14 protein-coding genes are annotated in these 16,599 nt (G+C 62.4%); 3 read left to right on the top strand and 11 right to left on the bottom strand.

Translation table 11 applies throughout. The features are described from left to right. From VFZ66_14760 to VFZ66_14780, 5 genes are all read right to left on the bottom strand, one after another. The coding region (locus tag VFZ66_14760; GenBank protein HEX6290447.1) for a TIM barrel protein at positions 1-490 on the bottom strand (490 nt) is incomplete at its 3' end. Positions 491-591: 101 nt separating this feature from the next. Next, positions 592-1,320, bottom strand: a complete 729-nt coding sequence (locus VFZ66_14765; GenBank protein ID HEX6290448.1) for a ThuA domain-containing protein — start codon at positions 1,318-1,320, stop codon at positions 592-594. Between the two features lie 60 nt (positions 1,321-1,380). Next, positions 1,381-2,541, bottom strand: coding sequence for a Gfo/Idh/MocA family oxidoreductase (locus VFZ66_14770; protein ID HEX6290449.1), 1,161 nt, complete (start codon positions 2,539-2,541; stop codon positions 1,381-1,383). A 173-nt stretch (positions 2,542-2,714) separates the two neighbouring features. Continuing rightward, positions 2,715-3,764 carry an STAS domain-containing protein gene (locus tag VFZ66_14775; protein ID HEX6290450.1) on the bottom strand — a complete coding sequence of 350 codons (1,050 nt, stop codon included), beginning with the start codon at positions 3,762-3,764 and terminating at the stop codon, positions 2,715-2,717. 207 nt (positions 3,765-3,971) lie between these two features. Beyond that, positions 3,972-4,880: a UbiA family prenyltransferase gene (locus VFZ66_14780; protein HEX6290451.1), complete on the bottom strand. Its 909-nt coding sequence runs from the start codon at positions 4,878-4,880 to the stop codon at positions 3,972-3,974. Between the two features lie 245 nt (positions 4,881-5,125). Between VFZ66_14780 and hutU the strand changes: the two genes are divergently transcribed. Next, the gene (gene hutU, locus VFZ66_14785; GenBank protein ID HEX6290452.1) at positions 5,126-6,787 is read left to right on the top strand and encodes a urocanate hydratase; all 1,662 of its coding nucleotides are present in this window, start codon (positions 5,126-5,128) and stop codon (positions 6,785-6,787) included. 175 nt (positions 6,788-6,962) lie between these two features. Here the strand turns inward: hutU and VFZ66_14790 are convergent, their stop codons facing one another. Next, complete coding sequence (locus tag VFZ66_14790; protein HEX6290453.1) at positions 6,963-8,222, bottom strand: HAMP domain-containing protein; 1,260 nt, start codon at positions 8,220-8,222, stop codon at positions 6,963-6,965. Positions 8,223-8,485: 263 nt separating this feature from the next. Next, positions 8,486-8,923 carry a response regulator gene (locus VFZ66_14795; GenBank protein HEX6290454.1) on the bottom strand — a complete coding sequence of 146 codons (438 nt, stop codon included), beginning with the start codon at positions 8,921-8,923 and terminating at the stop codon, positions 8,486-8,488. Positions 8,924-9,140: 217 nt separating this feature from the next. Between VFZ66_14795 and VFZ66_14800 the strand changes: the two genes are divergently transcribed. Both VFZ66_14800 and VFZ66_14805 read left to right on the top strand, forming a co-directional pair. Beyond that, on the top strand, positions 9,141-9,875 hold the full coding sequence (locus tag VFZ66_14800) for an ABC transporter ATP-binding protein (GenBank protein HEX6290455.1): 735 nt from the start codon (positions 9,141-9,143) through the stop codon (positions 9,873-9,875). A gap of 83 nt (positions 9,876-9,958) precedes the next feature. Beyond that, positions 9,959-12,511, top strand: a complete 2,553-nt coding sequence (locus VFZ66_14805) for an FtsX-like permease family protein (protein HEX6290456.1) — start codon at positions 9,959-9,961, stop codon at positions 12,509-12,511. Between the two features lie 67 nt (positions 12,512-12,578). On the opposite strand, the gene VFZ66_14810 is transcribed toward VFZ66_14805, so the two are convergent. The 4 genes from VFZ66_14810 to VFZ66_14825 form a co-directional block, all read right to left on the bottom strand. Then, positions 12,579-13,913 (bottom strand): spherulation-specific family 4 protein, encoded by a 1,335-nt coding sequence (locus tag VFZ66_14810; GenBank protein ID HEX6290457.1) that lies wholly within the window; start codon positions 13,911-13,913, stop codon positions 12,579-12,581. Between the two features lie 107 nt (positions 13,914-14,020). Next, on the bottom strand, positions 14,021-14,479 hold the full coding sequence (locus VFZ66_14815) for an SRPBCC family protein (protein ID HEX6290458.1): 459 nt from the start codon (positions 14,477-14,479) through the stop codon (positions 14,021-14,023). 112 nt (positions 14,480-14,591) lie between these two features. Then, positions 14,592-16,100 (bottom strand): hypothetical protein, encoded by a 1,509-nt coding sequence (locus VFZ66_14820; protein HEX6290459.1) that lies wholly within the window; start codon positions 16,098-16,100, stop codon positions 14,592-14,594. Then, positions 16,097-16,599 (bottom strand): hypothetical protein (locus VFZ66_14825; protein ID HEX6290460.1); only part of this gene is annotated, 503 nt, incomplete at its 5' end. The genes VFZ66_14820 and VFZ66_14825, both read right to left, overlap by 4 nt.

Consider the following 16,599-nt stretch of genomic DNA (forward strand, 5'->3'; position numbering starts at 1 on the left):
GATTCCAGCGGTCGGCGAACTCGCGATAGCCGGCCTCGATCGTCGCCCAGCTGTTGGGCGGGAACGAGTAGAGCAGATGCCAGATCGGCGAGCCGGTGAAGCCGTTGACCTGCCGCACGCCAAAGGCGGCTGCGGCGCGGGCGGTATTTTTGACCTCCTCGGCGGCGCGCTGGCGCACACCTTCGGCATCGCCATCGCCCCAGATTCGCGCCGGGAGAATGCCCTGGTGCCGCTCGTCGATCAGCCGATCCGCGACGCACTGCCCCACGAGGTGGGTGCTGATCGCCCAGCAGTGAAGCCCGTGCCGCTCCAGCAGGTCGCGCTTGCGTCGCACGTACCCGTCGTCCTCCAGCGCCCGGTCGACCTCGAAATGATCGCCCCAGCAGGCCAGCTCCAGGCCGTCGTAGCCCCACGCTTTGGCCTTGGGCGCGAGCTGTTCGAGCGGCAGATCGGCCCACTGCCCGGTGAATAGCGTGATTGGTCGTGGCATCTAATCCTCCTGCGCTCTTGGTTTCAAGTTTCAAGTTTCAAGTTTCGAGTTTTCCTCTCTCGGTCCCTGGTGCGCCGGACCCGCCCCGGCCTGACGGCGCACTAGCCCGCGCCCGGCACATGCGGCGGCGTATTGCCATAGACTCTGCGCGTGCCCGGCGTCGGCGCGGCCCAACGGACCGCGTTGGCGATCACGCGCTGCACAGCGGGATGGTGATACGTCGGCAGCGTCTCGTGGCCGGGCCGGAAGTAAAAGATCTTGCCAGCGCCGCGCGTGTAGCAGCAGCCGCTCCGAAAGACCTCGCCGCCGCTGAACCAGCTGATCAGCACCAGCGCTTCGGGCGGCGGCACGTCGAAATGCTCGCCGTACATCTCCTCGCGCTCGATCGTGAAGCCCTCGCCGATCCCGGCGGCGATCGGATGGCCCGGCGCTACCACCCAGAGCACCTCGCGATCGTCGCCCTCGCGCCATTTCAGCTCGCAGCTCGTGCCCATCAGCCGCTTGAAGATCTTGGAGAAATGCCCCGAATGCAGCACGACGAGGCCCATGCCATCCAGCACACGCTGCTGCACGCGCTCCACCACCTCATCGCGAACCTCACCGTGCGCGCCGTGGCCCCACCAGATCAGCACGTCGGTGGCGTCGAGCACCGCAGCGCTCAGACCATGCTCCGGCTCGTCCAGCGTCGCCGTGCGTGCTTCAAGGCCATGCTCGCCCAGCGCCGCAGCGATCGTGGCGTGGATGCCGTCGGGATAGATCGCGGCGACAGCGGGATTCTGCCGCTCGTGGCGGTACTCGTTCCAGACCGTCACGTTGAGTCGTTCGCTCATGCTCCGCTCCTCGCTTCCAGGTTTCGAGTTTCGAGTTTGGTTCTTCGTTCTCGGTTCTCTTTAATACTCTGGCTCGACCCAGGCCTTGCTGCCGGCCGAGCGCTCGACCGCATCCAGCACCGCCTGGCAGGATACGCCGTCGGCGAACGTCGCCGCAGGCGCGCTCCCCGCCGCGATGCCGTCGAGCAGATCGCGCACGGTGTGCGTAAAGGTATGCTCCCAGCCGATGATATGCCCGGCGGGCCACCACGCGCCCATGTACGGATGCGATCCTTCCGTCACCAGCACCGTGCGGAAGCCGCGCACGTCCGGCGGATCGTCGTCGAAGAGCACCTGAAGCTCGTTCAGGCGCTCCAGGTTGAAGACGATACTGCCTTTGGAGCCGTTGATCTCGAAGGAGTTGTAGTTGGCATGGCCCTTGGCGAAGCGCGTCACCTCGAAGCTGCCGACCGCGCCGCCCGCGAAGCGCGTCAGGAAGAGCGCCGCGTCGTCGACCGTGACCGCGCCCATCTCGGCACCTGCCGCCGCGCCCAGGCCGCCGGTCGTCTCCGCCTGTATGGGACGCTGCTTGATAAACGTCGTCGTCAGGCCGGTCACGGCCTCGATCTCGCCCACCAGCATGCGCGCCAGGTCGATGATATGCGCGCCCAGATCGCCGAGCGTTCCCGCGCCGGCCAGATCTTTTTGCAGCCGCCAGACCAGCGGAAAGCTAGGGTCCATGATCCAATCTTGGAGATAGACCGCCCGCCAGTGGTAGATCTGCCCGATCCGCCCGCTGTCGATCAGATGCTTTGCCAGCAGCACCGCCGGAACGCGCCGGTAGTTGAAGTTGACCATGCCCACCACGCCCGCGCGCTCGACCGCCGCCTGCATCTGCCGGGACTCGTCCAGCGTATTCGCCAGCGGCTTCTCGCAGAAGACGTGCTTGCCATGCTCCGCCGCAGCAATCGCGATCGGCGCGTGGGTATCGCCCGGCGTCGAAATATCGATCAGGCCAATATCATCGCGCGCGACCAGCCTGCGCCAGTCGGTTTCGACCTCGCGCCAGCCGAACTGCGTGGCAGCCTGCTGCACCGCCGCGCGATCGCGTCCACAGAGCACCTGCATCACGGGATGCAGCGCGACATCCGGAAAAGACGGAACCACCTGGCGATAGGCGTTCGAGTGAGCCTTGCCCATAAACTTATAGCCCACCAACCCGACGTTGATCGTTTGCGGCATGAATCGCTCCTCATGTAGCGCACGGCGGCGCGGCTATTCTCGAAGGGAGAAGGATACATCCCAACCGCTTATCTGCGCAACTCCGGCTCGTGCGGCGGGCGGATCGCCGATTAAAAGCAGCGGCGACGGCACGTACCTGTCGTCGCCGCTAGGCCTGTGGGGTATGGTATGGGCTATGAGAAGCTGGGATGCAAGGAGGAGTTGCGATCGACACGCTGGATGGTCGTTGCCTGGAGCGCGCTGCTTACCGAAGGATACAGCGCAATGTCACGGAACGAAATGCCAAGCTGGGTGATCGTGGCGGCCATCTGGGCGGAGATGCCCGTCAGCATGACGCGCGCGCCTAACAGTTGGATTGCCTGGATCAGCTGATCGAGCATGCGTGCGACGTTGGTATCGATCGTCGAAACGCCCTGCACATCGACGATGATCGTGTGTGCCCGCGACGAGTGCAGCTTTTGCAGGATCGTGTCGCTCACCTGCTGGCCGCGCGTGCTGTCGATATGGCCGATCAGCGGCGCGAAGAGCACGCGCTCGCCAATCTCCTGAACCGGCACCGTCAGCTGGCTGATCGTGTCGCGCAAATGACGCTCCTGATCCAGCAGCGTGCTCGTATCGCGCAGCCGCGCCTCCAGCTCGTTATTCAGGTCGTTGGCTTGCACCGCCGCAGCCTGGGCGGCAGCCTCTTGTGTGCGCGCATGCTGAAGCGCAAATTGCAGCGAGCGCGCAAAGAGCGAGACGAGCAGGCCAAAGGTCAGCAAGATAACGGCTGCGACGAAGCCGATCCGCAGCGTGGTATCAAGGGCCACCCCTACGATCTGCTGGAGGCTCAACACCACGATCGCGACCGGTACGGCGCTCCACCAGCGCAACAAAAAGCCTGCGATCAGCAGCACAACCCCGTTCGATACACCATACGCCGTGTACGCGCTCTGAATATTCGCGAACTCAGGCGTGCTGGCTCCTGCGATATTGGCGATGCTGAGCGCGGCGATCAGGCCGACCGTCGCCGAGGTGACATACCCGGCTCGTAGCAGCCCAAGCAGCCCAAGCAGCACGACGAGCAGCACGCCGCAGGTCAGCACCAGGGTCGAGCCCAAGCCTTTGAGAAGCAGCAACATCAGCGTAATGGCGATCATGCTCGGCACGAGCATAAGCAAAATGAGCAGCAGGAGCTGTGCGCGCCGTTCTGTTTCAGAATCGGTGAAGGCAGGCAAAAACATGCTGAAAGATCTCCTCAATTACACGTTCCGTGTAGAGAGAGTTGTACCACTATCTGGGAGAGTCGGCATACAATCGGATGCTCGCGCTCAGAAGAGAGCGCACCCGTGCAAGTGTAGCACAGGTGCGCTCGATCGCCGCTTCTTGAGAGTCCATATCTTCCCTGGTACTTTCGCGCCGCTCTTCCTATTCTCAGCCAGCGTGTCCGCTTACAGGACGACGATCGCGGTGAGCATCATCGTGCAGTACCAGTAGGTGAACAGCATATAGGTCTGGTGATCGGCCTGGCGCGTGCGGTACAGCACGATCCTGGCGGCGATCCACAGGCTCATAGCCGCCGGGACCATACTGCACAGCAGTGCGGCCCATGTGCTGTCGGCGGGCGCGATCAGCCCGACATAGATCACTGCTGGCAGCAGCACAAAGCCAAAGCTCAGGCTCGCGCGTGTCTGCATTTCGCCGAATACGATCGGCAATGTCTGCCGCCCGATCACGCGGTCGCCTGCAATATCGCGCAGATCTTGCGCGGCGACCAGCAGCATCACCGTACACGCGAGCAGGATGATCCAGCGCCACGCGATGGGCGTGAGCGGCGTGACCAGCTCCCAGGCCGGAGCCAGGCCCGCGACGATGCCAGCGCCCATCACCAGGTGCTTGCCGATCCAGTGTCGTGCCCAGCCGCCGAAGTTATGCAGCACCGTTGCCGCCTGCCACAGCAAGGCCCAGCCCAGCAGATCGAGCCACCACCCGACGAAGGTAAACAGGGCCATGAGCACGATCCAGCGCATAAGCGCGCCCTCGTATGAGACGATACCGCGCGCAAGTGGACGATAGGGCTTGTTGAGCCGATCTTCCTCGATACCGGTGAGCTGATTCGAAACGCAAAAAATGCAAACATAGAGCCAGAAATAGGTCAGCCCGCTGCCTAGCGCCGCCACCAGCTCATACAGCGGGATTGAGCGGCTATGCCAGGCGGCAATGGTAAACAGGGATGTAGGCACGATCGTTGCCGAGATATCGCCCTTGATGAAGAGCCAGCTGAGATGCATCTCGTAGCGGATGCGCTCAGCTACCGAGATTCTCATGCCTAACGCTACATGCTCGGCCTTCATGTGCATGATGCTGCCTCCTTACTAAGACGAAGCTGCGTTGATGGAGGACACGGCGCCCATAGTATCGTTATGAGCATTTAACGTGCAACCAATGCGAAGAACAACGTCATTCGCCCATCACATAGGTCCTGAAAATCTGGCGCCGGTTGTACCAATCCCACACGGCTCCAAGGTCATATTGCATGCATGTCGCGTCGTTCCACGAACTGAAAAGTTCTGCTATCCTTGTGGGCAAATCAAAGGAGGACGCAATGGCGCGTACAATTCGATCACCGCGTGGAACGACGCTGAGCTGTAAAGGTTGGGTGCAAGAGGCTGCGCTGCGCATGCTGATGAATAATCTCGATCCCGATGTGGCGGAGGACCCTGAGCATCTGATCGTCTATGGTGGCACCGGCAAGGCAGCGCGTAGCTGGGAAGCCTTCGATGCCCTGGTGCGGACGCTGCGCGATCTTGAAGCGGACGAGACGCTGCTGGTACAGTCGGGCAAGCCTGTGGCCGTGTTTCGCACGCATTCCGGTGCTCCACGGGTGCTGCTGGTGAACAGTATGCTCGTTCCCAGGTGGGCCGATTGGGAGACGTTTCGCTCGCTGGAGGCGCGCGGCCTGACGATGTATGGGCAGATGACGGCAGGCTCGTGGATCTATATCGGCACGCAGGGTATTCTCCAGGGCACCTACGAGACGCTGGCTGAGCTAAGTCGGCAGCATTTCGGCGGCTCACTGCGCGGGCGCTGGGTGCTGACAGCCGGGCTTGGCGGCATGGGCGGCGCGCAGCCGCTGGCGGTGACGATGAACGAGGGCGTCGCGCTGGTGGCGGAGGTCGATCCGCACCGCATACAGCGACGACTCGAAACCGGCTATCTCGATCAGGCGGTGGATACGCTTGAGGAGGCGATGACGTTGGTCGAGGCCGCGCTGCGTGAGCAGCGTCCGCTCTCGGTTGGGCTGCTGGGCAATGCCGCCGAGATCTATGCTGAGCTTGCGCTCCGCAATATCACCCCCGACGCCGTCACCGATCAGACGTCGGCTCACGATGCGCTGAATGGCTATGTTCCGGCGGGCATGGCTTTCGCCGATGCGCTTGCATTACGTCAAGCCGATCCCGAAACCTACGTTCGCCGTTCGCGCGAAACGATGGGCCAGCATGTCGCGGCCATGTTGCAGATGCAGGAGCGCGGCGCGATTGCCTTTGATTATGGCAACAACATTCGCGCCCAGGCGCAGCTTGCCGGAGTCGAGCGCGCGTTTGACATTCCCGGCTTCGTTCCGGCGTTTATCCGCCCGCTCTTCTGCGAGGGCAAAGGTCCGTTCCGCTGGGTCGCGCTGTCGGGCGATCCCCAGGATATTTATCGCACCGACCAGGCGATCCTTGAGCTTTTTCCAGACGACGAGCCGCTGCATCGCTGGATTCGCCAGGCGCGCGAGAAGGTGCATTTTCAAGGGCTGCCCGCTCGCATCTGCTGGCTGGGCTACGGCGAGCGCGCCAGGGCTGGCCTCGCGTTCAACGAGCTGGTGCGGCGTGGCGAAGTATCCGCGCCGATCGTGATCGGTCGCGATCATCTCGATGCAGGCTCGGTGGCGTCGCCCAACCGCGAAACCGAGGCCATGCGCGACGGCTCGGATGCGATCGGCGACTGGCCGATTCTGAATGCGCTGCTCAACAGCGTCAACGGCGCGAGCTGGGTTTCGGTCCATCACGGCGGCGGTGTCGGCATCGGCTACTCGCTCCACGCAGGCATGGTGATCGTCGCCGATGGAACGGATGAGGCCGCGCTCAAGCTGGATCGTGTGCTGACCGGCGATCCAGGCATGGGTGTCGTGCGTCATGCCGATGCGGGTTACGATCTGGCGCGGGATGTGGCGCGCGAGCGCGGCGTTAAGATTCCGATGCTGGATGAGGCTGGGGAATAAAGTACAACGGGGAGAAGCCGGAACCAAGAACCGGGGGATGAACAAAGCGCCGACGGGCCGGGGTTTGGGGCCTGTTGGAAGGCTGGGTTGTATTTGGAAAATATAGATTATCGGTAGCATAAGAGCCGGTAGTGTTCTCTCTGCTACCGGCTCTGGAGCAATCAGCGGACGAATGCTATCGTGAGGCCAGCACGCCACCTGATGCGAGATCGGCGCGCAAGGCCTGCGCCGCCTCGATCGCCGAGCCGAGATCGCGGTAGGGACGCAAACGCCGAACATCGATATTCTGCGCCACGATCACCTTTGCCATCGAGCTGCTAATCCCCGCGACCAGCACCTGCGCCCCCAGCAGCTCAGTCGCCTCGATCATCTGCAAGAGCAGCCGCAGCACCTCGGTATCCATCAGCGCAATCCCGGTGACATCGAGGATCGCGCAGGAGGCGCGCTGCTGCGCCACGCCCTGGAGCAAGGTCTGGAGCAGCGCGTCGGCGCGCTGCGGATCGACATGGCCGACGATCGCCAGCAGCACGATCTGATGACCGATCGGCAGCAGCGGCGCCGCGAGATCCTGCACCGTCGAGAAGAGCTGCTGCTGTGTGTGCAGGCTTTGCTGAAGCTCGTGGTTGCGCTGCTCAAGCGCGCGACGCTGCTCCTGCAAGCTGCCCGCCATCTGATTGAACGCACGGGCGAGCGCGCCGATCTCGTTGCGGCTCTTGCTGTCGATCCGCACATCCAGGTTGCCTGCCGTGTACTCGTGAACGCCCGCCATCAGCCGTCGCAGCGGCACGCCCACCGATCGTCCCGCCATGCCCTGGATCACCACCAGCAGCGTAATCACGATCGCGCCGAAGATACCCATCGCGATCAACACCTGGCTATGGCGCGCCGAGATGATCGAAGCCGCACCCTCAAGCTTCGCATCGATGCGATGAGCAAGCTCATGCGTTTCCTCGCTAAGCTGGCTGCCCACCTGATCGGCCCTCTCCCAGGCCGCATCTTGCGTCGCCTGATTGGCCTCCGATGGCTGAGCCAGGTTCGTATCGGCAGCATCGAAAAGCTGCCGCGCAGCGCGTCCGTATTGCTCATGAAGCGCGCGCATCTGATCGATGTGCATTTGCTCGGTTGGGTCCAGAACGCCCGAATCGATGGCTTGCTGGAGTCTGGTATAAAGCGCCGCAATCGTCGTCACGTGCCCCTCGAACTCTGCCCGATGCTCTCGATGCCCAAGCGCATAGGCGTCGTTATCATGCACCATATACTGAGTATACAAAGCCAGCTCACGAGCATCGTTTGCCGCGTCTTTCAGATTACTGATATGATGAACCCGTTCATTGAATCGAACCTGGATGAGCAGCATAAAGGCGAGCAGACCGATCACGACAGCCACGGTCGCCAGGCTGCTCATCCACAAGCGGGTACGAAGTTGCGCAAACACCAGGCGCTCTCCCTTGATGATTGAATATCTTGAATTGACTGATGATGTTGAATACCAATGCACGATCGAGCAATCGCGAGAAGTCACGCATAACAATACACCCAAGCCGAGCAGCGGCGTATAGTGCTAATGTTCTCAATGGTTTAACCATTTGCTGATCGAGCAGTAGTACCCCAGGCAAGGAGCGCCGCCGATGGCGCGCGCGAGCGGCTGAATCCACATCGATTCGCGTGGGACGATACAATCGAGGCGCGATCTTCCGTCTACGAGCTGGCTTCTTCGGGTACATCCGCGGCACCGTCGTTGGACTGTGCCTCGCTGAGCTTCGGGGTTTGGAGCGCGAGGTTGACCGCCCGCAGCAAATCGTCGATGTCGAACGGCTTGAGCACCAGCCCGACGTTCTTGGATTTCATGTACCCCTCCATCTCCTGAATCGCCTTGACCGCAGCCGTACAGACGATCACCGGGATTGTGGCAGTTGTGCGGCGCAGCTTCAGCTTCTGCAACATCTGCCAGCCGACCGCCTCGCCGCCAATCAGATGGTCGAGGATAATCAGATCCGGATTAACGCGCTCGACTTCGGCGAGATCCTGAATCCCATAAGAGTAGAGCACCACTTCATAGCCTTCTTCGGTCAAAATCTCCTGAAAGAGTTCCAAAATTTCTTGCGTATCGTTAATCACCATGATGCGTGTCGGCATGACAGATCGATCCTTCGCAATGTACTAACGGTGATGGTGAAAGAGGGTAGCCTAAGCACGCGAAGTATAGCATATTGTAGCGCTATTCAAGCAGTACTCTGCGGCATACTCCACGGCTTCGCAGTGCCCATCGTCGAGCGGGTGCATCCCACGGTGCGATTCTCGCTATACTACATTTGTGAACACAATCACGGTATAGCGAAGGCGAACAAAGGGTATGCAGAGCACACAGCACGCAGCACGCGCGCCGCTGATCACCATCGAAGGACTCTCGAAGTGGTTCGACGAAGGCGACCGGCGGCGCGTCGTCCTCAACGAGGTGAATGTTAGCTTCAACCGGGGTGAATTCGTTGTCTTGCTCGGCAAGAGCGGATCGGGAAAATCGACGCTGCTAAACCTGATCGGCGGTATCGACAGCCCATCGAGCGGCAGTATCCGCTTTGACAGCAGGGATCTGACCAGGCTGGACGAGCGCGCTCGGACGCTCTTTCGCCGCGAACATATCGGATTTATCTTTCAGTTCTTCAACCTCCTGCCGACGCTCACGGTGATCGAAAATATTATGCTGCCGCTCGAACTCAACGACCGCGCCGACGCGGCGGGTCGGCAGTACGCGCGCGATCTGCTGGCACAGGTCGGTCTGGCCGATCGCGCCGACACGTACCCCGATAAGCTCTCCGGCGGCGAGCAGCAGCGCATCGCGATTGCCCGCGCGCTGGTCCACGATCCGCTGCTGATTCTGGCCGACGAGCCGACCGGCAACCTGGACATCGAAACCGGGCGGCAGGTCCTCGATCTGCTGGATACGCTGACGCGGCGGGCCGGAAAAAACCTGCTGATGGTGACGCACAGCCCCGACGTGATCGGACTCGCCGACCGCGTGTTTCATATCAAAGACGCGCATCTGGTCGAGAGCCAGCCCTACGAGGCGCTGACGCCGGTCACATCCTAGCACAAAGAACGCGGGGAAGGGGCCAGAGATGCGGGACTGGAACCCGGAACGTTGAACGTTGAACGAGAAACTTGGAACTGTGAATGAGCAGCTTACTGATCAAAACAAGCATCCGCTACCTGCTGCGCCACCCGTGGCAAGTCGGGCTGTCGATCCTGGGCGTGGCGCTGGGCGTTGCGGTTGTGGTGGCGATCGATCTGGCGAATACCAGCGCGCGCCGCGCCTTTACGCTCTCGACCGAGACGGTGACGGGACGGACCACGCATCAGATCATTGGAGGCGCTGGCACGCTCGACGAGGCGCTGTACCGCGAGCTAATCCAGCGCGGCACCGTGCGGCAGGCCGCGCCGATCGTCGAGGGCTACGTCAGCGCGGCGTCCGAGGCGGTCGGGCCGATCCAGGTGCTCGGCGTCGATCCCTTCGCCGAGAGCGGCTTTCGGGCGTTTTCGGTGGGCCAGACCGAAGATGCCGCTACGTTCGTGCCGCTGTTGAGCGAGCCCGCTACCGGCATTATCTCCGAGCAGACCGCGCGCCGCGCGCAGGTGGAGGCTGGCGAGACGCTCGATCTGCTGGTCAACGGGCAGCGCCGCGCGATCCGCATCGTGGGGCTGCTCCAGCCGCCCGACGAGGCCAGCCGCCGCGCGCTGGACGGCACGCTGCTGTGCGACATCGCCACGGCCCAGGAGCTCCTGGGCGAGGTCGGGCGGCTCAGCCGGATCGATCTGATTCTGCCGGAGGGCACGACCGGCGAGCAGGCACAGGCGACGATCGCGGCGCAACTCCCGACGGGCGTCGAGATCGTGCGGCCTGCCACGCGCACCCAGGCGATCGAGCAGCTTGCACGCGCGTTCGAGACGAACCTGACCGCGCTGAGTCTGCTGGCGCTGGTTGTGGGCATGTTTTTAATCTACAACACCGTGACCTTCTCGGTAGTGCAGCGGCGCGGTCTGCTCGGCACCCTGCGCTGCATCGGCGTGACCCGGCGCGAGATCTTTGTGCTGATCCTGACCGAGGCGGCGCTGCTGGGACTGATCGGCTCGGCGCTTGGTCTGCTGCTGGGGATCGTCCTGGGCAATGGGCTGGTGCGGCTGGTGACGCGCACAATCAACGATCTCTACTTCGTGGTGACGGTGCGCGGCCTGTTCATCAGCCCGATCACGCTGCTCAAGGGCCTTGGCCTTGGCCTTGGCGCGACGCTGCTCACGGCGCTGGTGCCAGCCAACGAGGCCAGCTCGACGCCGCCGCGCACCGTGCTGCGCCGCTCGTCGCTTGAGGAGCGCCTGCGCCGGGCGCTGCCGCTGGTGACAGGCGCGAGCGCGGCGATGTTTATCGCGGGCACCGGCCTTTTGCTGCTGCCGTCGCGCTCGCTGTGGATCAGCTTCGGCGGGCTGTTTGGCCTGGTCTTCGGCTGCGCGCTGCTCACGCCGCTGGTGACGCTGGCGCTGATGACGCTGCTCCGTCCGCTCACCGGGCGATTGTTTGGATTGCTGGGCCGCATGGCAGCGCGGGATGTGATCGCCGCGCTGAGCCGCACCTCGGTGGCTATTGCCGCGCTGATGGTCGCGATGTCGGTCACGGTCGGCGTCGGCGTGATGGTCGGCTCGTTCCGCCAGACGGTGATCACCTGGCTCGACACCAGCCTGCGCGCCGATATTTATGTCTCGCCGCCGGGCTTGGCCGCCAACCGCGTCGATGCGGAACTCGATCCCGCCGTGATCGAGCGGCTGCGCAGCGCGCCGGGCATTGTCAGCAGCGCGCGCTATCGGAACCTGCTCGTGCGCAGCGGTGAGAATCTGGTGCAGGTCGTGGCGATCGACGTGAACGAGCGCGGCAAAGAAGCCTACCGGCTTGTCTCCGGCTCGAACGATGCCGCCTGGCAGGCGTTTACCGAGGGCGCGGTCTTCGTCTCCGAGCCGTTTGCCTATCGCTTCAACGTTCCGCGCAGCGGCGGCACGATCACGCTTCAGACCGACAGCGGCCCGCAGACGTTTCGCGTGGCGGGCATCTTCTACGATTACTCATCGGATCAGGGCGTCGTAGTGATGCCGCTCGACGTTTTTCGGCAGCATTGGAGCGACCGGGCGATCTCGTCGCTGGCGCTGTACGTCGCGCCCGATCAGAACGTCGACGAGGTCGTCGATCGGCTGCGCGGGCTGGTCGGCGGACAGCAGGATGTGCTGATTCGCTCCAATCGCGGGCTGCGGCAGGGCACGCTGGAGATCTTCGACCGCACCTTCGCGATCACGTCCGTGCTGCAACTACTGGCGACGACGATCGCGTTTGTCGGGGTGCTCAGCGCGCTGATGGCACTTCAGCTTGAGCGCGCGCGCGAGCTAGGCGTGATGCGCGCAAACGGACTGACGCCGCGACAGCTCTGGGGCATGGTGCTGGGCCAGACCGGCTTGATGGGCTTTACGGCGGGGCTGCTCTCGCTGCCGGTGGGCATGCTGGTGGCGCTGGTGCTGGTGTATGTGATCAACCGCCGCTCGTTCGGCTGGACGCTTCAGATCACGCTCACGCCCGGCGTGTTCGTGCAGGCGTTGGTGCTGGCGCTGGTCGCGGCGCTGCTGGCGGGGATCTATCCGGCCTACCGTATGTCGCGCACGCCGCCCGCGCTGGCCCTGCGTGAGGAGTAAGCACGAGGCGAGGAGCACCACGGGGTGCTCCTCTCACGAACCACGCTTGCTTGTCACGCGAACATGCCTAATCCGTCAGCGCCTTCAAGCGCGGCCAGTAGGTTGTATCGCTGCTGCATCGGCCTGGCAGCAGGTTCCATGTTCCGTACTGCTGCCCATTGATCGTACAGCCGACCCAGTTCGCGTCTGATGTGGCGTCGGTCGCGTAGAAATAGCCCACATGGCGGCTGCGGGCAAGATTGATCGCCGCCTCCATCTCTGCCTTCGTCGCCGTATGGATCAGATGCCAGAATTGCGCTTTGGGATATTTCGTCTCCCAGCCGCTTGGTGTCCAGCCTCCATACTGAGCATAGAATGTTTCAAAGTTGGCCTGGATAATATCCTGCGCCGGATTCGGCGTGTTATTGACGGTGAACATGCACTCCTGGGTCGTCGTCCCCGGATTTAAGATCACTTTCACGCCGCCGGTGGGCGCATAGGCGTTGCGCGACTGTTTCATATAGGCCACGATGTTTTTATAATACTGTGCCTCGTTCCAGTTGGTTTCGCCGTTTGGGCCGAGGTTGCTGGTGCAAGATGGATATTCCTCGTCGATAAACAAGCCAGTCAGGTACCGACCGTACCAGATATACCACTTATCGATGTCAGCCACATACTCGGCGGCGGGACGCGCCCGCGTGCCTGCTCCACTCTGACGCGACCGGATATAGCCGTACACCTGGATACCTTTCGCGTGCAGTTGCGCGATCTGTTGCTCCCACTGCGTACTTTTGGCACTGCCGGGGCCACTGTCTGGATTGACCAGCGCAAAAGCGACCTCGGCGCTGCCGCTGTTGACTACTTCGGTCCAATCATTGCTGCCTAGCTCATAATAGGACGCGAGGCCGAGTCTAAGGGGCTGCAAACAACTGCTATCCTTCGTGAACAGATGTGTGTAGCGGGCAGACATATCGACGGTATTGCCAGCCGTGTCCTCGGTGCGGAAGATCAAATCCGATGCTTCTGCACACAGATTCGTCTCCTGAATATCAGCGCGATTGACCGTCCAGGTAGCCGGACTACCCGGCGAGAAAGTCACCTGTTTGACGGCGCTCCACGACCACGTGGTCTGGGTCGCGCCGGTAAACCTGTAGAGCCAGGCATCCTGCACGAGATACTCGGCTCCAATCCCGCCGATCGCAAAGCCATTACTCGCCTGCTGATTCGTATCGATGAACACATCCCGAAGCGCAACGGCACCCGTCCAGCTATAGGTGTAGGTAACAGTCGTGCTCGTATTCGTGGCGCTCTGCCCCGTGATAGCCGCACGAACGGCTGCCGGAGCAGACAAGAAGATTGGCGTGCATAGCGTAAGCAGGACAATTAACCATAGACGCGGCGAACGGCGAATACGCATGCTCATGGGCGCTACTCCTTTGTGCGAAACACTGCTGAAAAGGCCAGAGCTAGACCTGAAAAGGCCGGGATTGGACTAGCAAGAATTTCTCCATAAAGAGATTAAGTGATGAGCTATTCCTCGCCCATGCCGTGCAGCAGGCGAATGTCGCGGTTGAGATCGATCAGCTCGGCCAGGCGATGCAGCGAGCGCTCAAGTGTGCGGCGCTGAGCTGTTGGCGGCAGCAGGCGTTGGAGCAGCCCGCGCGGCTGCCGCCATTCCAACTGCGCGGCCAGGCACGTTCCCCCGGCGGTCGGTTCAAGGCGCAGCCGCAGGTGCAGATCCGCGTGATACTCCGTCAGACGCAGCGAGCGGGGCGGCTCCCAGTCCAGCACGATCCAGTGCTCCACCATGCCCCGCCCGCCCGCTCGAACGATCTCGAAGGTCGTCCCGGCCTGTGTCTGCGACGTGCTGATCGCCTGGACCGCCGCGACATCTGACAGCCACAGCGGCAGGTAGCGCAGCGCGATGATAAATGCCCAGACCCGATCGGGCGGCGCGTGCAAAGTTATGTCATGCTGTGCGACTGGCATATCGTGGTGTTGGAATAATATTGATTATCGGTAAAATAAGCCAGGAGAGGAGAAGAATCGTCTCCTGGTTCTTTGCTCTTCCCCTCTATTCTTTGTTCTTTGTTTGTTCTTTTTACTCCGGCGGCAGCGTGCTCTTCGGCGCGTAGATCAGCAGCGTATCGCGGAACTTAACGCCATACGTATCCTTGACCGCCTGCAACATCTCGCGGGTCCAGCGTCCCGCCGGATCGGTCAGCCCATCCTCGCCGTACACATCCATCGGCAGGATGATCGTGCTGAAATGCCCGGCGCGGATCAACTCGACGAACTCGCGCTGATCCCACAGGCCAAGCGTCGCCGCCGGACCCATCGCCGCCGGATCGTCGTAGCGCAGCGAGCCGCGCGCCGCATACACCAGCCCCACATCGTCGGCCATCACCTCTCCCGGCGTCGCCCGCAGATAGTCGATATACTTGAGATAATCCTCCTTGAAGCCAAAGTCGCCGACAAACCACGGCAGCGGCGTCGACCACAGCAAAAGCTGCGTGCCGAGCAGCACCGGAGCCAGAGTCCGCAGCACGCCGCCGTACGTCAGCCCAAGCCCGACCGCCTGCGCTCCGGCGAGCACCAGCGCCACGCCCGTCTCCAGCAAATGGTTGTGATGCGAGCCGACCACGCCCGCGCCGATCAGCGAGGCCGGTGCCCACAGCAGATACGCATTGATCACCGTGGGCCGCCGCCACGTCACGAGCAGCCCGGTCAGGCCAAGGATCAGCAGCGGCCACGTATCGCGAAGCTGACTTGCCAGCTTCCAGAACCGCGCGCCATACCATTGCAGCTTATGCAGCACCCACACGTGGTAGGTATACTGCCCATGCGTGACCAGATCGAGCGCGGCCCAGGTGAGGCCCAGCACCAGGAGATAGAGCAGCCCCCAGCGCAGGGCAATCCATCGATCGCGCAGCAGCAGGTATGTTCCGGCGGCGAGCGGCCCGGCCAGCATGGTCTGTTTTGAAAAATGTGCCAGCACAAACGCCAGCGCCGCCGCGATCAGGCTGGGCGGCAGCCAGGCCCGGCGCGGAGCCTCGGCATCACCCGCCTGGGAGCCGGACCAGAGCGCGGTAAGCCATAGCCCGGCGACGGTAAAGGCTAGGCCAATCATATCCGGCTTGATGCGCAGCGCCCAGATCTGCAACGGAGCGAACGCTAGCACGCCGACAGCCGCCGACAGCCCAGCCAGCCGCGAGCCAGTCACCTGGCGTACCGCGCCAAAGCCAGCCAGCGCGACGAGCAGCGCCGCGATCAGCGAGATCATCCGGCCTGTCCAAAAGATGTGCGGCACAGTCGACTCGCCGAAGAGCGCCAGCAGCAGCGGATGAACCGGCGGATACGGCGCTGAGACGAAGTTTTCGGGCACGACCGGCAGATACAGGCCGCGCCCGGAGCGCAGCAGCGAGGCTTCCCAGAGCGCCATGCCCTCCTGACCGTCCAGCGGCGCGCCGTACTGAAGCGCTTCGAGCATGTAGCGCGTGCCGCGCAGGACGGCCCACCAGCCGCAGGCTAGTGCCAGCCACACAGCGACCAGCAGCGGGATCGGCGCCAGCGTGAGGGAGCGACCCAGCGTACGAGTTCGAGTTGTCATAGGCGATTATTCAAGTCACGCAGCGCATCTTCAAATTGCTTGAGAATGTCGCTCAGCGGCGACACGCTCAGATCGAGATCCACTGGAATATCAGTCCTGATCGGAATTTCGGCTTTGAAAGGAATCTGCTTGTTGATCGGAATCTCAACCGTGTCGCTGACGGGCACCGAGAAATCGAGCGGTACGTCGAAGTCGAGCGTTCCTACGGGCGTATCGATCGGCACGACGATCGTCTGGCTGATCGGCACGCTGATGCTCAGGGGCACGCTCACGGTTTCGTCGATCGTAACGGTCGTGTCGATGCTGAAGGTCTGATCGACGGGAAACGTGTAGCGAATTTTCTGCTGGCGAAGCTCCGCCAGTTGCTCTGTGCTTATGTTAAGCTGATGATTGATAATGCCGCGAACCCGCAGCAGCGCGCCGATGGTCAGGGCATGGATCAGCAGCGATAGCACAATAAAGATGATCAACACGGTCGTGATGATATTGCTACGTGTCC

The sequence above is a fragment of the Herpetosiphonaceae bacterium genome, assembly GCA_036374795.1.
Classification (GTDB): domain Bacteria; phylum Chloroflexota; class Chloroflexia; order Chloroflexales; family Kallotenuaceae; genus LB3-1.